At 73.4% G+C, this 20943-nt stretch carries 16 protein-coding genes; 6 read left to right on the top strand and 10 right to left on the bottom strand.

All coding sequences use genetic code 11. The annotated features are described in order from the left end of the window. The first annotated feature begins 6 nt into the window (after positions 1-6). The gene (locus BN344_RS10305; RefSeq protein ID WP_040338439.1) at positions 7-1164 is read left to right on the top strand and encodes an acyl-CoA dehydrogenase family protein; all 1158 of its coding nucleotides are present in this window, start codon (positions 7-9) and stop codon (positions 1162-1164) included. A gap of 51 nt (positions 1165-1215) precedes the next feature. On the opposite strand, the gene BN344_RS10300 is transcribed toward BN344_RS10305, so the two are convergent. The 3 genes from BN344_RS10300 to BN344_RS10290 form a co-directional block, all read right to left on the bottom strand. Next, entirely contained in the window at positions 1216-4356 is a 3141-nt protein-coding gene (locus BN344_RS10300; protein ID WP_040338438.1) for an arabinosyltransferase domain-containing protein, read from the bottom strand. A gap of 78 nt (positions 4357-4434) precedes the next feature. After that, entirely contained in the window at positions 4435-5271 is an 837-nt protein-coding gene (locus BN344_RS10295; RefSeq protein WP_040338437.1) for a DUF1028 domain-containing protein, read from the bottom strand. A 59-nt stretch (positions 5272-5330) separates the two neighbouring features. Next, positions 5331-6176 carry a TIGR03089 family protein gene (locus BN344_RS10290; RefSeq protein ID WP_231486712.1) on the bottom strand — a complete coding sequence of 282 codons (846 nt, stop codon included), beginning with the start codon at positions 6174-6176 and terminating at the stop codon, positions 5331-5333. A gap of 92 nt (positions 6177-6268) precedes the next feature. On the opposite strand from BN344_RS10290, the gene BN344_RS10285 reads away from it, so the two are divergent. From BN344_RS10285 to BN344_RS10270, 4 genes are read left to right on the top strand one after another with little or no spacing between them, the layout of a single operon-like run. Further along, on the top strand, positions 6269-6805 hold the full coding sequence (locus BN344_RS10285; RefSeq protein ID WP_051515782.1) for a phosphatase PAP2 family protein: 537 nt from the start codon (positions 6269-6271) through the stop codon (positions 6803-6805). Then, positions 6802-7788, top strand: coding sequence for a decaprenyl-phosphate phosphoribosyltransferase (locus BN344_RS10280; RefSeq protein ID WP_081788534.1), 987 nt, complete (start codon positions 6802-6804; stop codon positions 7786-7788). The genes BN344_RS10285 and BN344_RS10280 overlap by 4 nt, the downstream gene beginning before the upstream one ends. Beyond that, on the top strand, positions 7781-9136 hold the full coding sequence (locus BN344_RS10275) for an FAD-binding oxidoreductase (protein ID WP_040338436.1): 1356 nt from the start codon (positions 7781-7783) through the stop codon (positions 9134-9136). The genes BN344_RS10280 and BN344_RS10275 overlap by 8 nt, the downstream gene beginning before the upstream one ends. After that, complete coding sequence (locus tag BN344_RS10270) at positions 9133-9888, top strand: decaprenylphospho-beta-D-erythro-pentofuranosid-2-ulose 2-reductase (protein WP_040338435.1); 756 nt, start codon at positions 9133-9135, stop codon at positions 9886-9888. Before BN344_RS10275 ends, BN344_RS10270 begins: the two co-directional genes overlap by 4 nt. 79 nt (positions 9889-9967) lie before the next feature. Here BN344_RS10270 and BN344_RS10265 read toward each other — a convergent pair whose 3' ends face one another. Then, complete coding sequence (locus BN344_RS10265; RefSeq protein WP_040338434.1) at positions 9968-11521, bottom strand: LCP family protein; 1554 nt, start codon at positions 11519-11521, stop codon at positions 9968-9970. 304 nt (positions 11522-11825) lie between these two features. Here BN344_RS10265 and BN344_RS10260 point away from each other — a divergent pair, with 304 nt between their 5' ends. After that, positions 11826-13463: a hypothetical protein gene (locus tag BN344_RS10260; RefSeq protein ID WP_040338433.1), complete on the top strand. Its 1638-nt coding sequence runs from the start codon at positions 11826-11828 to the stop codon at positions 13461-13463. A gap of 46 nt (positions 13464-13509) precedes the next feature. Here the strand turns inward: BN344_RS10260 and BN344_RS19035 are convergent, their stop codons facing one another. The 6 genes from BN344_RS19035 to BN344_RS10230 all read right to left on the bottom strand — a co-directional run bounded on the left by BN344_RS19035 (position 13510) and on the right by BN344_RS10230 (position 20930). Beyond that, a complete protein-coding gene (locus BN344_RS19035; protein WP_166518221.1) occupies positions 13510-14655 on the bottom strand; it encodes a glycosyltransferase family 39 protein in 1146 nt (381 codons plus the stop codon). Positions 14656-14696: 41 nt separating this feature from the next. Further along, complete coding sequence (locus BN344_RS10250) at positions 14697-15905, bottom strand: ABC transporter ATP-binding protein (RefSeq protein WP_051515780.1); 1209 nt, start codon at positions 15903-15905, stop codon at positions 14697-14699. Positions 15906-15907: 2 nt separating this feature from the next. Continuing rightward, complete coding sequence (locus BN344_RS10245; protein ID WP_081788533.1) at positions 15908-16819, bottom strand: ABC transporter permease; 912 nt, start codon at positions 16817-16819, stop codon at positions 15908-15910. A 105-nt stretch (positions 16820-16924) separates the two neighbouring features. Then, entirely contained in the window at positions 16925-18433 is a 1509-nt protein-coding gene (locus tag BN344_RS19030) for a glycosyltransferase family 4 protein (protein WP_051515779.1), read from the bottom strand. Then, a complete protein-coding gene (locus BN344_RS19025) occupies positions 18430-19953 on the bottom strand; it encodes a glycosyltransferase family 4 protein (RefSeq protein WP_051515778.1) in 1524 nt (507 codons plus the stop codon). The genes BN344_RS19030 and BN344_RS19025 overlap by 4 nt, the downstream gene beginning before the upstream one ends. After that, the gene (locus BN344_RS10230; protein WP_166518220.1) at positions 19950-20930 is read right to left on the bottom strand and encodes an FkbM family methyltransferase; all 981 of its coding nucleotides are present in this window, start codon (positions 20928-20930) and stop codon (positions 19950-19952) included. Before BN344_RS10230 ends, BN344_RS19025 begins: the two co-directional genes overlap by 4 nt. Positions 20931-20943 lie beyond the last annotated feature (13 nt).

Here is a 20943-nt window from a genome sequence, read left to right as displayed (position 1 = left end):
CTACCCGTGGGTAACAACGCTGCGGGGCTCTACGCCCTGACCGAGGAGCACGACGCGATCCGCGAGGCCGTCCGGGACATCGCCGAGCGGGAGATCGCGCCGTTCGCCGCCGAGGTGGACGCCGACTCGCGCTTCCCGGCCGAGGCGCAGAAGGCGCTCACCGCGGCCGGGTTCCACGCCACGCACATCCCCGAGGAGTACGGCGGCGAGGGCGCCGACGCGATCGCGACGTGCATCGTGATCGAGGAGGTGGCGCGGGTCGACGTCAGCGCGTCGCTGATACCGGCGGTCAACAAGCTCGGGTCGATGCCGATCATCCTGTCCGCGTCCGACGACGTGAAGCAGAAGGTCCTGCCGTCGATCGCCTCCGGCGAGGCGATGATCAGCTACGGCCTGTCCGAGCGCGAGGCCGGCTCCGACGCCGCCGCGATGAAGACCCGGGCGCGCCTCGAGGGCGACTCCTGGGTGCTCGACGGCACCAAGGCCTGGATCACCAACGCCGGCATCTCCGAGTGGTACACGGTCATGGCCGTCACGGACCCGGAGAAGGGCGCCAACGGCATCTCGGCCTTCGCCGTCCACCGGGACGACCCCGGCTTCGCCGTCGGCCCGAAGGAACGCAAGATGGGCATCAAGGGCTCGCCCACCTGCGAGCTGTACTTCACCGGCTGCACCATCCCCGCGGACCGAATCATCGGGGCGCCCGGCACCGGCTTCAAGACCGCGCTGCGCACGCTGGACTTCACCCGCCCGACCATCGGCGCCCAGGCCGTCGGCGTGGCCCAGGGAGCGCTCGACGCCTCCGTGGCCTACGTCAAGGAGCGCAAGCAGTTCGGCAAGAACATCGGTGAGTTCCAGGGCGTGCAGTTCATGCTCGCCGACATGGAGATGAAGATCGAGGCCGCGCGGCACCTGGTCTACGTCGCCGCCGCCGCCGGTGAGGCCGGCCGGCCCGACGTCACCCGCGTCTCCGCGTCGGCCAAGGCGTTCGCCTCCGACGTCGCCATGCAGGTGACCACGGACGCCGTCCAGCTCTTCGGTGGCGCCGGCTACACGCAGGACTTCCCGGTCGAGCGGATGATGCGCGACGCGAAGATCACCCAGATCTACGAGGGCACCAACCAGGTCCAGCGCATGGTGATCGCCCGTAGCCTCCTGCGCTGATCAGCCTCCTGCGCTGATCAGCCTCCTGCGCTGATCAGCCTCCTGCGCTGATCAGTTCCGGGGCGCCTCGCTCTGGGCCGAACCACCCTCCGGGGAGGGCCCCGGCCCGGCGCCGGGCCACCAGCCCCAGCCGGCGATCGTGCGGGTGTCGCTCTCCATGCGGAAGGCGTCGGTGGGCAGGTCGTACTCCAGCTCGATGAGCCGGCCCCATTCGGTGTAGGGGAAGACGCCCGGCATGAAGCCCCGGTAAGCGGTCCCCGTCGTCACCTCGTCGAGGGTTCCGTAGGCCCCGCCCCGGTCGTCGACGATCGTCAGGTCCGGCGAGTCGGCGAACGTGGCGCTGAAGACCACCCAGTCGACCGGCTCGACCATGCCGTCGGCGATGCGGGGTGGCTCGATGCAGGGCATGTTGAAGCCGATGGGCCAGTCCAGGGCGACCGACGTCCCCTCGAACAGCTCGCTGAGCGGCTCGCCGATCACCAGGTACGGCGCCGTCATCGCCAGCCAGCCGCCCGGGGTGAAGTTCCGGTCGGTCAGCCGGTAGCGCACCAGCGACGTCCCCAGCGGGTGGTGCTTGCGGGCGCCGAGCACCTCCCGGGCCCACGAGCCGGGCCGGACGTCGTCCAGCTCGATCTCGACCTCGGCGGTGGGGGTCAGCTCGCCCGAACCGTCCGCCGGGGCATCGGCGAACTCCGCGACGACGGTGGTGCCGTCGTCCGGCCGCCCGGTGACGGCGACGGCCAGCACCTCTTCGTCGGTCATCGAGTCCAGGTCGAACCAGGGGGTCACCAGCTCGATGTTCTCGTTCACCGGCCCGCTGCGGAAGCTCGACCACCGGTCGGTGTCCGGGGCCACGAGGTCCGCGAAGGCTCCCTCGTCCTCGTCGGGGATGTCCCCGGCCGCCTCCGACCCCTCGCTCGCCGCGACGACGGGCAGCGGCCCCGGCGTGGTGAGGGCGACGGCCCGGTCGGCCAGGCCGCAGCCGGCGTTGCCGGTCAGGGCCGAGGTCGTGTCCTTCGCCATGGACCAGCTCTCGCGGATCCGGATCGTGGCCGCCGAGGCGCTGCTGGTCTGCACCAGGACGGAGGCCAGCAGGACGACCACCGTCGTCCCGATCGCCGCCTCCGGCCACGGGCGGTGACCCGGGGGACGGGGCTGCGGCGAGCGCCGCCAGGCCCACCAGACCACCGCGGCGCTGCCGAGCGCGACCAGCGCCCAGGTCGCCGGGTTGCCCAGGAGGGCCGGGAGCTCCTTCACCACCCCGTAGGCCGAGTACTCCACCTGGTGGTTGCCCGCGTGGAAGGCGATGGCCGCGGTGAGCCCCACCCCGACGGCGAGCGCTCCGGAGGCCCAGCGGTCGGGCCGGCGGCGGACCAGCACGGCCACGGCCACGGTCAGGACGAGGGCGCCCGGCGCGGCGAGCGCCCCGAAGTGGTGGGTCCACTTGGTCGGCGAGACGAAGAAGGCCAGGTTGGCCGCCACGTACGCCAGCGCCGGAACCGCCCAGGTGGTGCGCCCGCCCGAGTGCCGGGTGACGCGGGTGAGCACCACGGACACGCCGACCAGCAGGGCCAGCGTGAGGAGGACCACCAGCTGGCGGCCGAAGGTGCGCTGCGCCGGGTCCGGACCCAGCGTCAGGTACCAGTAGCGCATGACCTCCATGTACCAGGGCTCGACCGGCCCGACCTCGCGGTGGACGCGCAGGGCGGTCAGCGCACTGGCGAGCGTGGCGTCGGAGAAGACGATGGAGGAGGCGACGCTGGCCGAGGCCACCACGAGCGCGAGGGTCGCCCACAGGCCCAGGGCCGAGCGGCGCAGCAGCGGCCACAGGCGGGGGAGCAGCACGATCAGCGTCGCGGCGCAGGACAGGCCCGACGCGGTGATGGTCACCGCGGTGCCCGCCACGACGGCCGCTGCACCGAGCATCCAGACCCGCTGCCGGCGGATCGCCTGGAGCGCGAGGGTGAGGGTGGCGGCCCAGGCCAGGGTGATGAGGAACTCCGGGCGGGCGCCGATGTTCCACGGCAACCACCAGGCCAGCAACGCCAGCCCCGCGACGATGCGCAGCGCCGGGTGCGGCCGGTCCACCAGCAGCGGCACGAGCTGGCGGCTGAGCAGCCACCAGACGGCCAGTCCCGCCACCAGCGAGGGCAGCCGGATGACCAGCGGCTGGTTGGACAGCTCGGTCAGGGGCGCGAGCAGCGTCTGGTGCAGGACGAACGGGATCTCGGGGACGTTGAAGAACCGGAACTGGTTGCCCACGTACCCGGCCGAGTCGATCGTCCGGGCCTCGACGCTGTAGTAGTAGTCGTCGGTGTTCATGAACCCGACGAAGGTCCAGAACACCAGCGTGGTGACGACGCCGACGTCCGCGAGCACCGTCCACGCCCGCGCGCCACGTCCGAGGGGTGGCTTCGCCAGGGCGGGGAGCGGCTCGCGGCGCCGGCGGTGCGACGCGGGTCCCGCGCGCCACAGCAACCAGAGGCAGCCGAGCAGCGCCAGCACGTGCGCCACGACCAGCGCGCCCTTGACCGCGGTCGGCGACGTCTGGAAACGGGCGTCCGGATGGGCGGTCACCGTGGGCGACGTGCCGTCGGCGGCGGTCAGGTCGGTGACGAACGCGGTGACCTCGGGGACGGCGAGCTCCGGCTCGTCGGCCAGGACCTCGCTGCCCGAGCCGGGCTCCTCCAGCACCACGCTGGTGCCCGCCTGGTCGGCGTCGATGACGACCGTGCAGTCGCTCGACGCCGGGAGGGGGCCGTTGTAGAGCTCCTCGCCGGAGGACACGATGCGCACGGTGTCGGCGGTCGTCGTCGCCCGGAGCCCGCGGGCGCTGCCCCGCTCGGAGTCGGGTAGTGCGGTGGCCAGCAGCACGGCGGGCGGCTCGCCGGCCTCCTGCCGGCCGGCGAGCGCACCGACCGCCGCGCACGGGATCTCGGCCCGCAGGTCGATCGGCCGGTAGGGCATGAAGAGGGCGATGGTCGACTGGGGGTCCGACGGGTCCAGCGGCCACTGCACCTCCGGCGTGTCCACCCGCACGGGAGCGAGCGGCAGGGCCACGGCGAGCACCAGCGTCACGCCCGCCAGCAGCCAGGGGAGGAGCCGGCGGCGGTGCGGTCCGCTCCCGGTGGCGGAGCTCGCGCCGCTGGTGGGGGAGGCAGGCGGGGTGTCAGGAGGCGCCGGCGCGCTCATGCGGGGTGCGTGGGTCGCCGGGCCGTCACGCGGCGAGTGTAGGGGTGGCGGAGGTCGCTCCGGCCGCGGCGCGGTGGGTCACGGCGGTGACGTCGGGTCGAGCAGATGCGAGACCGCGGCCACCCGGGAGTCCCCCGCCATGGCGCTGAGCCAGACGGTCCAGCCGGGGTGGCTGCGCATCGCCTCGAGCGCCGCACGGGCCGCGGGGCGGTCGCCCCGGCGGGACGCGGCCAGCGCCCCGTACAGCTCCCGGGCGCCCTCGGGGGCGAAGACGGCGAGGGTCTCGTAGTCGGCCTCGTCGTAGGCGCGCTGCAGGTTGTGCAGCATCCGCAGCTGCGCCACGGGGTCGCCGGAGTCGTCCACCCGCAGGTCGACGCGGACCCCGTCGTCCTCCTCGGTGGCCGGCTCACCCCCGACGACGAGCAGGGCCGCGGACTGGCGTCCGCGCAGGTCCCCTCCGGCGTCCTGCCCGGCGGCCAGCGCTCGCAGGAGCCGGTCGGTCAGGGACCCCGTGGCGGCCTCGAAGGCCGCCGCCATCGCGGGCAGCACGTCGGGAGAGGCGAGCATGTTGCCCTGGACGCTGTACCCCTCACCGACCTGGTGACCGCTCGCCGGGAACGAGCCCGGTCCGGTGTGTGCGGCGACCCGGCCGGTCGCGTCCACGACGGCGACCTGACGGGTGGCGTCCTCCGCGGCGTGGGCGGCCGCCCGGACGAGCTCGTCCGGGGCGGCGCCGTCGGCCAGCCGGCCGATCAGCGAGCGGCCCAGTCCTCGACGGGAGCGCGCCTGCACGGCCACGACCCCGACCCCCGGGAGGGCGGCCGGGACGGACCGGCCGACCGCGAGGATGCAGGAGGAGACGGCGACGCCCAGCTCCCCGGTGACCGGGTCGCGGGCCAGGACGGAGAAGGTCATGTGCGGGTGCGGCGCCTGTCCGTGTGGGGAACCACGATGCCTCGCGCGGCGAGCTGCGGTCAGGCCGCCCGGCCGAGGGTGCGGATGCCTTCGATCCGCACCCCGAGGGTAGCCGTCACGCGCTCGGCGGCGGCCCGCGCCGGGAGCCGGTCCGCGGCGGCGTTCCGGCAGAGCACGAGTGACGCGCCGGCCGCCAGCGGGGCGAGCAGCCAGGCCACCGGGCCCGCCTCGGCGGCGGTCTGCTCGTCCACGAGGACCCGGTCGCCCTCGGCGATGCCCAGCCTGCCGGCCAGCTCGGCGGCGGCGGCTCCCAGGCTCCCCAGGCTCAACATGACGCCGCCGGCGACCAGACCCGGCGAGGCGGGATCGGGCTGCTCGTAGGCGGAGAAGACGTCGCCGTGCACCCGCACCTCGACGGCGAAGTCACGGGCCGCGCCGACGTAGTCCGTCATGCCGAGCCCCAGCGGGTGCAGCGAGAGCCCCCAGAACTCGGCCGGCAGCTGCTCGCCTGCGGCCTCCTCCAGCGCGGCGATCCGGTCCTGGGCGGCCAGCACGACGTCGACGCCCGCCGCCCGGCCGTCGTCCTCCAGCGCGGTGTCGACCACCGTCGCCCCGCAGCTCCAGACGCCGAGCAGCACCGCCGCGGTCTGCCAGTGCACCGGCAGGGCCAGGGCCACCGTGCTGCCGGGCCCGACGTCGCACTCGTCCTGCAGGAGGTTGGCGGTCTTGGCGACCCAGTTGGCCAGGGTCGCGGCCGACAGCTCGACCCGCTCGTCGGTGGCGTCGTCGTAGGCGGTGAGCAGCGGCGTGGCCGCGGACCGGCGCACCGCGGCGGCCAGCAGCTCGGCCGGCAGGACCTCCGCCGGGCGACCGCTGCCGGCGGCGATGGGAGGCGTGGTGGACACGGGACAAGAGTGGCAGGCGGGCGTTGCGACGGAGCGGTCCGCCCCGCGTCGTACCGGCGTCCGACCGGGCTCCCGTCTACAGTCGGCACTCGATGACCGCCGTACCGAGTGCTGCCCTGACCCGGATCGACCACGCGGGGCTCCGGTCGGTACGCCGCACGCTGGGCGGCTCGAAGGCCGTGCCCGTCGCCCAGGGACTGTCGCACTTCGGCGAGCACGCGCTGGGCTGGCTGGCCCTCGGCGCTGCCGGGTGGGCCCGCGGTCGGCGCCGCGAGGAGTGGGCGGCCGGCATGGCCGGCGTGGTCGCCGCGCACGCGGCGGGAGTGGTGGTCAAGCGCGTCGTGCGCCGGGTCCGCCCCTCCCTCGAGGACGTCCCGCCGCTGGTGGGGACGCCGAGTCGGCTGTCCTTCCCCAGCGCGCACAGCTGCTCCACCGCCGCGGCCGCCGTCGGCTTCGGGCCCATGATCGGCCGTCCCCCGATGGTGGGGCTGACCGCCGTGATGCTGGTCTCCCGGGTCCTCCTGGGAGTCCACTACCCCTCGGACGTGGTGTCCGGCGCGGCGCTCGGCGCGGGCGTGGCCACGGTCGTGCGCCGTCGCATGATTCCCGACGCAGGCAGGAAGGCATGACCGTGCAACCGCACTCGAGCCCCGCCCTGGCTCCCGAGGCCACGGCGGAGGCCGCCGCCGTCGGGACGCACTCCTCGCCGGAACTCGCCCCCCGGCTGCCCGGCTTCCGCGGCAGCTTCGCCTGGGGCCTGGTCCGGGCGCTGCGGCCGCGGCAGTGGGTCAAGAACGTCCTCGTGCTGGCCGCCCCGCTCGCCGCCGGGGAGATCTTCAACGCCGACGTGATGCGGCCGACCGCCGTCGCCTTCGTGCTGTTCTGCCTCGCCGCCTCCGCGGTGTACCTGGTCAACGACTCGATCGACGTCGAGGAGGACCGCCGGCACCCGCGCAAGCGGTTCCGGCCGATCGCCGCCGGGGTGGTCCCGCGCTGGCTGGCCGTCGCTATGGCCGCCGTGCTGTTCACCGTCGCGCTGGTCGCGGCGGTGCTGCTGACCCGGCCGGAACTGGCGTTCGTGCTCGCGAGCTACGTGGTCATCCAGCTGGCCTACTGCGTGTTCCTCAAGAACCAGCCGGTCATCGACCTCGCCGTCGTCGCCTCCGGCTTCCTGCTGCGCGGCATCGCCGGCGGTGTCGCCGCCGGGTTGCTGCTCTCGCAGTGGTTCCTGCTCGTGGCCGCCTTCGGCTCGCTGTTCATGGTGGCCGGCAAGCGGTACTCCGAGCTCGTCCTCGTCGGCGACGCCGCGGCGACGCGCAAGACGCTCAAGGAGTACTCGGCCAGCTACCTGCGGTTCGTGTGGAGCCTGTCGGCCGGCGTGGCGGTGACCGCCTACAGCCTGTGGGCGTTCGAGATGGGGGAGACCCAGGAGCACGTCCCGTGGTCGACCATCTCCATCGCGCCGTTCGTCATGGCGATCCTGCGGTACGCCGTCGACGTCGACAAGGGCGCCGCCGGTGCGCCCGAGGAGATCGTCCTGCGCGACCGCGTCCTGCTCTTCCTCGGCGTGCTGTGGGTCGTGACCATGGCCTTGGGAGTCTTCGATGTCTAGGACGACCCTCCTGCACGGCTGGGGGCGCACCGCGCCCACCCCCGCCGTCCTCACCCCCGTGCACGACGACGCCGAGGTGCGCGCCGTGCTCGCGACGGCGGCGGCCGGCGGCCGCGGCGTCGTGGCCCGGGGCCTGGCGCGCAGCTACGGCGACGCGGCGCAGAACGCCGGCGGCCACGTGCTCGACATGACCGCGGCCGACGACGTCCTCGCCTTCGACCCGGAGACCGGACTGGTCGACGTCGAGGCCGGCATCTCGCTCGACGAGCTGATGAACCGGTTCGTGCCACAGGGCTTCTTCGTGCCGGTGACCCCGGGGACGCGGCTGGTCACCGTGGGCGGCGCCATAGGCGCGGACATCCACGGCAAGAACCACCACGTCGCGGGCAGCTTCGCCCAGCACGTCCGGTGGCTGGACCTGCTCTCCGCCGACGGCGAGGTCCACCGGGTCAGCCCCGAGCAGGACCCGGACCTCTTCTGGGCCACGGCCGGCGGCATGGGCCTGACCGGCGTCATCCTGCGCGCGCAGGTGCAGATGAAGCGGATCGAGTCCTCGCGCTGCCTCGTGGACACCGACCGCACGCCCGACCTCGACTCGCTCATGACGCTGCTCAGCGAGACCGACCACCTCTACGAGTACTCGGTGGCCTGGATCGACACCCTCGCCAAGGGGAAGCGGATGGGCCGCTCGGTGGTCACCCGCGGCCGGTTCGCCCGACTCGACGAACTGCCGGAGAAGCGGAAGGCCGACCCGCTGAAGTACCACGGGTCGATCAAGGTCAAGGTGCCCGACGTCTTCCCGCCGGGGCTGCTGAACCTGGCGACCGTGGCCGCGTTCAACGAGCTCTGGTACCGGAAGTCGCCGAAGCTCAAGCGCAACCAGTTGCAGAGCATCCCGACGTTCTTCCACCCCCTGGACGCCGTGGGCGGCTGGAACCGCATCTACGGCCCGCGGGGCTTCGTGCAGTACCAGGTCACCGTGCCCTTCGGGCATGAGGAGGCCATGCGCGAGCTGCTGGACCGGCTGAGCTCGTTCGGGACGGCGTCCTTCCTTGCCGTGCTCAAGCGTTTCGGTCCGGGCAACCCCGGCATGCTGTCCTACCCCTCGCCCGGCTGGACCCTGGCGCTGGACATCCCCGTGATGAAGGGGCTGGCCGGCCTGCTCGACTCCCTGGACGAGGTCGTGATCGCCGCCGAGGGGCGCACCTACCTGGCGAAGGACTCCCGGGTCCGCCCGGAGACCTTCGCGCAGATGTACCCGCGGCTCGAGGACTTCCGTGCCGTACGCGAGCGGGTCGACCCCGACGGCGTGTTCACGTCCGACCTCGCCAGGAGGCTTTCGCTGTGATCGACGCCCTCGGATCGCCCGGCTCCCTGCTGCTGGTCGGTGGCACCTCCGACATCGCCGTCGCGACCGCGCACCGGTACCTGGCCGAGCGGCCCCTGCGCGTCGTCGTGGCCGCCCGGGACACGCCCCGCCGGACGGCCGTGGCCGACGAGCTGCGGGCCGCCGGTGCCGACGTCGAGGTCGTCGACTTCGACGCGGAGGACCCGGACTCGCCGGCGCGCATGGTCGCGGCCGCGTCCGCCGGCGGCGACATCGACGTGGCCGTGATCGCGTTCGGCCAGCTGGGCGACCAGGGGCAGCTCGCCACCGACCCCGCTGCGGCCGCCGCCCTCGGCCACGTGAACTACGTGGCCCCGGTGGTCGTGGGCACCGTGCTGGCCAACCGGATGCGCAGCCAGGGCCACGGCGTGATCGTCGCCCTGTCCTCGGTGGCCGGCGAGCGGGCCCGTCGGTCCAACTACGTCTACGGCTCCACGAAGGCCGGCCTGGACGCCTACTTCTCCGGCCTCGCGGACTCGCTGGTCGGGTCCGGTGTCTCGGTGCTCGTCGTCCGGCCAGGGTTCGTCCGGTCCAAGATGACCGAGGGCCTGCCCGACGCACCGCTGTCGACGTCGCCCGACGCCGTGGCCGAGGCCATCGTCACCGGCATCCGCAAGGGCCGGCACACGGTGTGGGTGCCCGGCGCGATGCGCTGGGTCATGAGCGGACTGCGGCACACCCCCCGCGCGGTCTTCCGCCGCCTGCCCTTCTGAAAGGACCCCCTCGCCCCCCGTCGTTCGCGAGCTCACGACGGGCCCCTGCGCGGGGGCCGACGGAGGGCGGAGCTCTCCGTCAGTTGATGCAGTCGGTGTCGGCTGCCGTGCGGGGGTCCTCACCCTCGACGACCTCGACCGGTGCCGGCGGGTCCACCGGCTGGCCCACGCCGTTGAAGTCCGAGCCCAGGACCAGGTGGAGGGTCCCGGCCGCCGGCTCGTCGGACTCGACGGTGACCGCGCCGGGGACGGCTGCCGCCAGCGTCGCCGCCAGGCCCTCGTCGCCCGCGGCGAAGCGGATCTCGGTGACCTCGTAGCCGCGGCTGTCCGCGTTGCCCGTGGTGGCCACCGGGAACCCCTGCGCCGTCAGCTCCTCGGCGGTGGAGGCGGCCAGCCCGGACGTGTTCGACCCGTTGTAGACCGCGACGGAGACCTCGCTCGGGGCCACGGTCTCGGGGGCCTCCGGGGCGGCGGCCGGCGCCCCGGGCGCCGGCTCCGGTTCGGCGGAGAGGTCGGCGAAGAAGGCGTGCAGCGCCTCCTTCTCCTGCAGCCGGAGGATGTAGCGGTCCTGGCTGTCCCGGTCGTCGCCGATGTAGGGCACCGTCTGGAAGTGGATGCTGTCCGGCTGCACCGACTGCATCTGGGCGGCGAGGTCGAGCAGCTTCAGCGACTCGTCGACGGTCACCGAGTCGGCGGCGGCCTCCACCAGCCGACGCTGCTTGCCCAGGTCGAGCAGCACGTCATCGGCCATCAGCTTGCGGATCATGCCGGCCATGTAGGTCTGCTGGCGGATGATCCGGTCGAAGTCGCCACGGTCGAGGCCGTGCCGCTGGCGGACGAAGGCCAGTGCCTGCTCGCCCTGCAGGACCTGGGGGCCGGCAGGGAGGTCGACCCCGGAGTAGGAGTCCTTCGCCGGCGCGCACAGGTTGACCTCGACGCCGCCCACGACCTCGGACAGCTTGAAGAACCCGAGCAGGTCGACCTCGGCGTAGTGGTCGATGGACAGACCGGTGAGGCTGCTGATCGTCTTGATCAGCAGCTGGGCGCCCGAGGCCTGGCGCTCGGCGTCGGTGGCGTCGTCGTCCGCCTCCTGGAAGTAGCCGTAGGCGTAGGCGGCGTTGAGCTTGTCCCAGCCGTAGCCGGGGATCTGGACGTAGGAGTCGCGCGGGAAGGACACGAACGACGCCTCCGACCCGTCGGCGGGCACGTGCACGAGGATCATCGTGTCGGTGTTGGTGCCGTCGTTCTCGGTGGTGTTGAGCAGGTCGAGTTCGGCGTCGGTCGCACCCGCCCGGCTGTCGCTGCCCACGAGCAGCAGGTTCATCGCGTCGCCGAGGCCCTCGTTGCCGCTGTCCGGGATGGCGTCGGTGCGGTTCATGCTCGCGTCGGCCACCTGGCCCAGGTACCAGCCCCAGCCGCTGCCGGCCAGGAGCGCGACGGAGGCGGCGGCGGTGACGAGCCGGCCCGCGGCGACGGCGCGACGGCGGCCACGGCGCGGCCGGTCCTGCGCCCGCTCCGCGCGGTCCGTCCGGGCGGCGGCCCTGCGGTCCCGGCGGGAGGGCGCCCCGGCGCGGGGGTCCAGCCGCGCGGGCAGGGGGCGGCCGTACCCGGAGCGGTCGGCGTTGTCCGTCATGCAGGTCCTCACGTGGGGCGGGCCGGCTCACCTGGAGCGTTCGGGAGGCTGTTTTCCCGCGGCGGAGCGGCGCTCAGGATAGGGCCGGAAGAGCCTCGGAACGGGTAGACGAGGGTCGTACGGATCCCGTGAACACCATGCGACCACTCCGTCACACGAGCGCCCCCGTGTTCGCCCGGGCGGGACCGCAGCGCCGATACTCGAACGGCGGACCCGCCCGGGCGGTCGGGCCGCTCGATGTCCGTGGCGCGGGGGACCCGCGCCCCCGCGAGAGGCGCAGATGGCGATCCGAGAAGACGTGTCCGTGCAGTCGACGCCGGCGCCGGCCGGTCGACGCCGGATCCGCCCGGGGCTCGTCATCGACCTGCTGTCCGTCGTGGCGGCGACGGCGCCGTTCCTGGTGGTGGGGATCTACTTCCTGGTCACCGCCGACCACGTGCTCGGCGGCGACCAGGCGCTCCTGGCGCTGGACACCTACGACGTGCTGCACCTGAACCAGTCGGTGGGGCCGTACTCCCGGATGGGCTGGGCGCACCCCGGCCCGGCGTGGTTCGTCCTCCTGGCACCGCTGTACTGGCTGTTCGGCTCGACCGGCGAGGCCCTGATCGCCTCGTCGATGTTCGTGCACGGCCTGTTCGCCGCCCTGGTGGTCCTGGCTGCCGGCACCGGACGGCGCTGGCAGCGCCCGCTGGCCGCCGCCGTCGTCCTGCTCTACGTGCTCCGCATGCCGGCCATCGAGTTCGTCAACCTGTGGAACCCGTTCGCGCTGCTCCTGCCGGTCCTGCTGCTGCTCGTCGTCGCCGCGCGGGCGTGCGCGGGGAGCATCCCCGCCTTCGCCGCCACCCTCGCCGTGGCCTCGTTCGTGCTGCAGACCCACGTCGGCACCGCACCCCTCGTCGGGTTGGTGGGGTTGACGACGGTCGTGGCACTGGGGATCCGGCTACGGCGATCGGGGCTCGGGTGGACGCCGCGGGCCCGGCTGCGCGCCGGCATCGCCGCCGCCGTCGCCGTCCTCATGTGGGTTCCGCCGCTGTGGCAGCAGCTCACCGCGCCCGCCGGGCGGGGCAACCTGGGCATGCTCGCCGAGTACCTCCGCTACGGAGGTGGCGAGGAGGGCAGCCACACCTGGCGCGAGGCGATCTCGGCCGTCGGCCGGCTCCTCGGCTCGCCGGTCTACGGCTGGCACACGCTGCCGGAGGTCATGGACACGACCCTGCTCACGCCGGCGGTCATCGCCGCAGTGGCCGGACAGCTGCTCGGTGGCATCGGCGTCGCGGTCGTGGCCTGGCGCCGCGGTGCCGAGCTGCCCGCGTGGCTGGGCACGGTCGCCGCCGTGGGCACGGTCGCGGCGCTGGCCTCGGCGCGCGCGGTCACCGGCCCGATGCACAACTACCTGGTGCTGTGGATCACCGTGCTCCCGGCGGTCCTGCTGTTCGCCGGGGTCTCGCTCCTCGCCGACCTGCTGCCCCGGCCCTCGGCGGCGTCGCGGACCCGCGCCGCCGCGGCCGCCGCGGCGGTCGCGGTGGCGCTGTCGGTCGGCGTGGGCTTCTCGTTGCACCGGTCCGCCTCGACCCAGATGTACGACCACCCCGGGGCCGCCGACGCCACCGCGATGGTCCTCGGTGCGCTGCCCGCTCCCGAGGGGGACGACGCCCGGGTGCTGCTGGACATCCGGGAGGCGGCGGCCTGGTCGACCGCCACCTCGGTGGCCCTGCGCCTCGAGCAGGAGGGCTACCGGGTGACGGTCTCGGAGAAGTGGGTCTACGGATTCGGTTCCGACCGCGCCACCGTCCGCGACGAGAAGTGGCGGGTCAGCTTCGTACCGGGCGACCCCGAGGAGCTCGCCGACCCGGAGAACGAGCCCCTGGCCGGGCAGCTCGGGGTCGTCAGCGGGGTGAACGGGCCGGAGATCGTCGTCGTCCAGGAGCGGGCGCGCCGCTGAGCCCGCCGGTGCCCTTGGGTGGACGCCGGGTGGCGGGAGCCGGGCGTCAGGGCGTGAACAGGAGCGTGGCGACGCTGATCATCGTGAAGCCGCCCAGCAGGGTGGCCGACAGCCCGAGCACGGCGGAGAACGCCACACCCTGCAGGCGCAGCGCGAACGCGAAGAAGATCGGGAAGGCCGTCAGGACGAACCGCGGCCGCGTGCCCAGCGTCTCGCTGCACGCGGCCATCGCGATCACCACGGCCGCGTAGACGCTCAGCACGCTCGGCAGGGGACTGCGCACCAGCATGACCAGGCCCACGGCGGAGACAGCGGCACCGATCACGACCGCAGTCGTGTTGGTGTTCTCGAAGGGCGCCGCGACGAAGACGCGGAGGTCGTCGATCAGCGCCATCGGCGTGACCCGTTCCTCCCAGAGCTCGCGCTGCACGGTGAACCACGTGAGCGGGTCGCCGGTCCGGACCCACAGCAGGCCGAAGTAGGCGAGGACGCCGAGCGGTGCCAGCGCCGGCGCCACCAGCGACCGCCAGTCGCGGCGCGCGTGGACGGCCATGCCGGCGGCCCACGCGCACGCGACGATCAGCGCGATGGCGTTCGGTCGGGACGCCGTCGCCAGCGCGGCGAGCACTCCCGCCAGCAGCCACTGGTGCCGGACCAGGGCCCACAGGCAGCCCGCGGCCAGGGCGATCATCAGCCCTTCCGAGTAGACCATCGACAGCACGAACGACCCGGGGAAGAAGGCGAAGAGCGCCACGGCCCGGTCGGCGGTCCGCTCGTCGAGCAGCTCGCGGCACAACAGCCACAGGAGGACGGCGGCCGCGCAGCCGGCGACGGCCCCGACGAGCAGGCCGGCCTCCAGCGCGCCGAGGCCCGGCAGGGCGGCGGCAGCCCGGGAGGTGAGGGGGTAGAGCGGGAAGAACGCGAAGATCCCCCGGTCGTCGGGGAACTCGGGATAGCCACCCTCGATGATCTGGAGGTAGAGGTTCCCGTCCCAGGTCTTGAAGAGCTCCGTCATGCTCTGCCCCGGTTGGAGCCGGGTGACCAGCCAGAGGCTCACCAGCACCGCGGCGCGGGACGCCGCGTAGACGGCCAGCGGACGGAGCAGGACCCGGGCCGTCCGGCGCAGGTCGCGCCTCTCCGGGGCCGGAGCCGGCTCCGGCGTCGCCGGAGCTGACTCCAGGGGGCGGGACACGTCGTCCATCCTCGGGGATCGGCTCCCGGCGCGCGTGGCAGCTACCCCGCGTCGGGCACCAGTTGCTCGTCGTGCGCCGTGGCCGAGATGTCGCGGACCCCCACCGGGCCGATGCTGCGCCGCGGCCCCTCGACGGAGAGGCTCGCCCCCTCCGACAGCTTCGTGAAGGCGGGCCCGTTCCAGTGGGCGAGCGCCCCGTGCACGTGGTAATCGCCCTCGCCCAGGGCCAGCCCCGCCAGGCGGATGTCGATGGTCCTGCGGCCGACCAGCCGGTCCATCCGGACCCCGAGGAGCTGGGTGTTGGTGCCGAACACCTGCTGACCGGTCGGGGTGTCGATGCCCACCCCCACGATCCAGTCGTCGAGCGGCTTGTCGGCCTCCACCGTGACCCGCAGGAGGAGGTCCTCACCGGGCACCAGCTGCTGGACCGGACGCCCGTCCGGCCCGGTCGGCTGGATGCTGAGCACCTTGGCGCCGGCCGGGTTCTGGTCGACCCGGTCGCTCGCCGTCTGGGCGTCGAAGTCGGCGCGCAGGGTGCGGATCGCGTCCCGCGCAGTCCCGTCGACGACCACCTGGCCGTTCTCCAGCACCACGGCCCGGTCGCAGATGTCCGCGACCTGGTCGAGGGCGTGGGTGACCAGGACGATCGTGCGGCCCTCCTGCTGGAACTGCTTGATGCGGTCCATGCACTTGCGCTGGAAGGGCTCGTCGCCGACGGCGAGCACCTCGTCGACCAGCAGGATGTCCGGGTCGACGTGCACCGCGACCGCGAAGGCCAGCCGGACGTACATGCCCGACGAGTAGAACTTCACCTGGCTGTCGATGAACTTCTCGATGCCGGAGAAGTCGACGATCGACTCGAAGTACTGGTCGGTCTGCTTCGTCGACAGGCCGAGGATGGCCGCGTTGAGGTAGACGTTCTCGCGCCCGCTGAGGTCGGGGTGGAAGCCCGCGCCGAGTTCCAGGAGCGCGGCCAGCCGGCCGCGCCGGCGCACGGTGCCGGAGGTCGGCTGGATGATCCCGCCGATGGCCTTGAGCAGCGTGCTCTTGCCCGAGCCGTTGGGGCCGATCAGGCCGATCGTCGAGCCGGAGGGGATGGACAGGCTCACGTCGCGCAGCGCCCAGAAGTCCTCCCGGTGCCGCCGGGAGGCCGTCGCGTTGACCAGCCGCTCCTTGATCGACTTGTCCTTGCGGATGGTGAAGCGCTTGGACAGCTGCTCCACCTGGATGACGTCTGCGGTGTCGCTCATGCTCACAGCTCCTGTGCGAAGTTGCCCTCGAGGCGGGCGAAGAGCCGCTGGCTCAGCCACAGGAGCACCAGTCCCACGCCCAGGGCGATCAGCAGTCTGACGGGCAGGCCGTCCGGGAAAGGCGCGTCGGTACCGGACACCCAGAACGCGCGCTGCATGCCGAGGACGGCCAGCGTGACCGGGTTGGACAGGTAGAGCGTCTCGAGGAACCCGCCGCCGATGGTGTTCCTGACCAGCTCCCACGAGTAGACGATGGGAGACGCCCAGAAGAGGATGTTGAGCACGATCTCGACCAGGTACTGGAAGTCGCGCAGGTAGACGTTGATGGCCGCCAGAGCCAGCGCCAGCGCCGTCCCGAAGACGAGCAGCACGGCCAGCGCGAGCGGGAAGTAGAGCAGCCGGCTGCCGGTGGGGAACCGGCCGACCACCAGCATCGCGGCGACCAGGATGACGAACTGGGTGCCGTAGTTGAAGATCGCCGAGCCCACGGTGCTCAGCGGGAAGACCTCGCGGGGGAGGTAGACCTTGCGCACCAGCCCGCCGTTGCTGACGATCGAGCCGGTGCCGGTGCTGACGCTCTCCTGGAACAGCTGCCAGGCGATGAGCCCGCAGAACAGGAAGATGGCGAAATCGGGGATGTTCCGCTCGGCGCCCAGGAACTTGCCGATCGCCACGTAGTAGACGAGCAGGGTGGACAACGGCCGCAGCAGGCTCCACAGGAAGCCCAGGGTGCTGTCCTTGTAGCGCGCCTTCAGCTCGCGGCGCACCAGCATGCCGAGCAGCTCGCGCTGGCCGAGGATCCGCCGGATGGACTGACCGGTTCCCGAGATCAGTGCGCCACCCTTGGGTGCGCTGTCCACCCAGGGCGCTTCTGCCAGCCGGGCGCTGCGCGCCTCGGACTCGAGCGTGGTCATGCGTCTCCGTGGTGTCGCGGGGTGCCGGCGGAACGCGGGCACGGGGCGAGTCGAGGGTAGGTCACGTACCGGACCGGTCCGCTCCTCCCCGGCGAGCCACGCCGATCAGCCGGTGAGCACATCCCACACGTCACGCGCGTAGTCGTCCCAGGTCCTGACCGGACGGTTCCGGGCCTCGGCGGCGAGGCGGTCGCGCTCCGCGTCGTCGGTCAGGAGCGTCCGCAGCGCCGCGGCGATGTCGTGGTCGTCGCGTGCGTCGACGAGGAGCGCCCCGCCGTCGGCGGCGATCTCCGCCATGGAGCCGTACCCGGAGGTGATGACCGGCGTGCCGCAGGCCAGCGCCTCCGCGACCGGAAGCCCGTAGCCCTCGTTCAGCGAGGGGAACACCATGCACCGCGCCAACCGGTAGGCGGCCCATAGCTGGGCGTCGGTGACGCCCTGCGGGGTGTCCACTGGGCGGTTGAGGGCGCGTGCCTCGCCCAGGGCCCGCTGGAACCGCTCGTCGTTCCAGGACCGGCCGCCGATCAGGACCAGGTTGAACTCCACGCCTTCCCGCCACAGGAGTTCGGCTGCGTGGAGGAGCGCCAGGTGGTTCTTGCGCGGCTCGTGGGTGCCCACGCACAGCACCATGGGCATCCCGGGCACCGTCAGCTGCTCCCGCGCGGCGTCGAGTTCCGCCTCCGAGGTCGCGCGGGCCTCGGCGGGCAGCGGGGCGGCCACGATCTCCGGACCGGTGTCGCCCACCGAGCCGAGCATCGTGCGCCAGCCGCCGTACTCGGCCGCGGCCGCGCGGGAGATCGCCGACACCCGGTCCATGTGCCGCACCGCCGACAGGTTCCGGGCGAACGCCTCGCTGACCCCCAGCGCGGTCGTCTCAGCCGTGGTGATGGGCACGCAGTCGAATCCGATGACACCGGTACGACCGCGGGCGTACTGCGCGACGGCGCTGATCCGCTCGTTGCGCTCGGACTCCAGTGACAGCTCCGGCAGCAGATAGGTCGACTCCCAGGGGACGACGACGTCACCGGTGCGCTCGCTCTCGACGGCGCCCTCCCCGGTGAGGGCCGTCGTCGCCTGCGCCGGCGTCAGCAGGCGCAGCTGCTCGTAGTCGGCGTCCCAGCCGACCAGGACCACGTCGTGGTCGCGGGACCAGCGACGCACGGTCTCCCGCGCCACGCGTTGGATCCCGGTGGCCAGGCCGGTGCGAGCGGTGTGGTCGAGGTCGACGAGCACCGCGCCCTGCACCACCCGCACCGTCGCCTCGTCCCGCTGCGGCAGCCAGGACAGCGCGATGCGGGCGACGGTGGCGCCGAGGGCGGCGCCGACGCCGTCGAGCCGGATCGCGCGCACCGTGCGGCGCACGTCGGCCGGTGTGGCCAGCCGTCCCTCGAGGACCGACAGGGTCAGCCACACGGCCGCAGGGTCGCCGCTCTCGAGGAGCTGCTCGAGCCGGGTCAGCAGGTCGCGGCGGCCGGCCGGTGCGGGCGCGCCGGACAGCGTCGCGACGACGAGCGACGCCCGCTCGTGCAGCCGCTGCCGCTCGGACGGCGGCGCGCCGGCCATCCGGGCGGCCAGGCCGACGGGCCGGGTGAGGCGGGCGGTCAAGCGGTTCATGCCGGGGCTCCCGCGGGATCGTCGGCCGACGGGACGAGGACCGCCCAGGACTCGCGCGCGTAGTCGTCCCACGTGCGGCGGGGCCGGGCGGCGGCCTCGTCCCGCAGCCGGGCCAGGAGGACGTCGTCGGTCAGGAGCTGCCGCATCCGGTCGGCGATGTCGAGGTCGTCGGTGGGGTCGGCGGTCAGCGCGCCACCCTGCGCGGCGATCTCGGCGGTCGAGCCGTAGTGGGTCGTGATCACCGGCGTGCCGCAGGCGAGCGACTCGGCGACCGGCAGGCCGAAACCCTCGTGCAGGGAGGTGAACAGCGAGAAGCGCGCCGACCGCAGGCTGTGCCACAGCTCCGCGTCGGTCACCGCGGTGGCCCGGGTGACCGGTCGGCCGGCCGCCCGCAGGCGCTGGAGGAAGCCGTCGGCCTCCGTCACCCAGCCGCCGCCGCCGATGAACCGGAGCTGGAAGCGCAGGCCCTCCCGCCACAGGTGCTCGGCGGCGTGCAGCACGGCCAGCTGGTTCTTGCGCGGCTCGAAGCTGCCGATGCTCACCACCAGCGGCGGGTCGAGCTGGGGAGCCGGCTGGCCGGAGGGGATCTCGCTCGGCTCCGGGCACACGGCGACGTCGGGGCCGGTCAGGCCCTGGGCGGCCAGCATCTGGGTGAAACCGCGGAACTCGCGGGCGGCCGAGGCGCTGACCCCGGCGACCCGCTCGGCGTGCTTGACCACCTCGAGGTAGCGGGTGAAGCGGTCCGGGAGCCCCGTGTGGATCAGCTCGGGGCTGATGACCGGGATGCAGTCGTGGCCGATGAGCGCGACCCGGTTGCCCGAGTGCACGGCGAGCGCGGCCAGGGCCGGGCAGTGCTCCGGCGGCGGGTTCTCCGGCAGCAGGATCGACGACCGCCAGGGGACCAGCAGCCGCTGGTCGCGCTCCTCGGTGTCGTCCTCGTCGTCGGGGTCGACCAGGTCGTGCCAGCGGAGGACGCGGTCGGACTCCGTCTCCTCGAGCCACCGCATCGCGCCGCCCTGCGTGGTCCACGCGGCGAGCGTCAGGTCGTTGTCGCGGTGCCAGCGGGGGACCGTCTCGCGCACCACGCGCTGGATCCCGGTGTGCAGCTTGTGCTGGGCGGTGAAGTCGACGTCCACCACGACGGTGTCCTCGACGACCGCCATCTCGGCGGCGAGCGCGCCCCGGTGGGCCGCCGTCTCGTACGTGGCGTCCAGGAGCCACGCGCCGAAGTCGCCGCTCCGGTGCAGGTCCCGGGCGCGACGGGCGGCCAGCACCTCGTCCGAGTCCGGCATGGCGGCGGCGACGGCGGTGAGCAGGAGCCAGAGCGACTCGGTGCCGCTGTCCTCGTGCACCCGTTCGACCAGGGCCGCGTACAGCAGCGAGGCCGCCGTCCGGCTGTCGGCACCGGACACGTCGACCTCGACACCGAGGGTCGCTGCCGCGACCTCCAGCCGCTGGCGGAGCGCGCCGACCAGGTCGCGGGTCGTCACCGGGGGCGGGACGACGGAGGACGAGGTCACCGCCAGCCCCGCAGTCGCCGGGTCTGGACGGCGCGCAGCGGCGCGGTGATGCGCCAGGAGAGGGTGGCGTGGGTGTCCGCCAGCTCCTTGCGCAGCCGCACGAGCTCGTGGGTGGGCCGGTCGCCCACCGCGCCCCCGCCAGCGGCGGCGGTCACCCAGCGCTCCAGCACGGCGCCGCGCCAGCGCACGAGCTCGCTGGTGAGGTCGTCGCGCTCGGCCTCGGTCTCGGTCAGCCCGGTCCGGGCAGCGGCCAGCTCGCGGTCCAGTTCCACCTCGCGGTGGCGGACGAACTCGTCGAGCGGGTTCGCGGGCACGCCCAGCGCGGGCCGCAGCTCCTCGTGCTCGCGGGCGACGTAGAAGCGGGACAGTCCGTCGAAGAGGCACAGCTCGTAGCCGGCCGCGAGGACCGTGTCCTCCCACTGCTCGTGGGTGGGCTCGGCGCTGTTCGGCGCGGTCGCCTCGACCACGAGCACCCACGGGCGCCACCGGCCGAGGTCCACCGTCGCCAGGGTGGAGGCCTCGCTGCCCTCGACGTCGACCACCATGAAGTGGATGTCGTCCTCGGGGGAGAGGTGCTCGGCGAGCACGTCGTCGAGCCGTCGGACCGGCACGGTCTCCTCGCGGGTGGGCCAGCCTGCCTCGCGGTGCCGCTGGGCCACCTCGGCGTCGAGGGTGGACAGCCCGGTCCCGTCGATGACGTGCATCGTCAGCTGCTCCCCGTCGGAGTCGGCGATCGCCGCCCGGACGACGACGTCCCGCTCCCTTTCCCGCCGGTACGCCTCGGCGAACGCGGGCACCGGCTCGATGGCGATGCCCGACCAGCCGCGGTCGTAGAAGGCGCGGGAGATGGATCCGTCGACGGGATCGTTCGCACCCACCTCGACGTAGCACCCGCGGGGGAGATGCTTCAGGGCCCGCCAGAGAACGACGTCCTCGGCGTTCTGGGCGAAGGACACGAATCGTTGGTCCGGCAGCACCGGCACATCCTAC

This window comes from Candidatus Blastococcus massiliensis AP3, assembly GCF_000582785.1.
Classification (GTDB): Bacteria; Actinomycetota; Actinomycetes; order Mycobacteriales; family Geodermatophilaceae; genus Blastococcus; species Blastococcus massiliensis.
The sequence above is the reverse complement of the archived record's forward strand: the minus strand, read 5'-3'. Positions and strand labels throughout refer to the sequence as shown.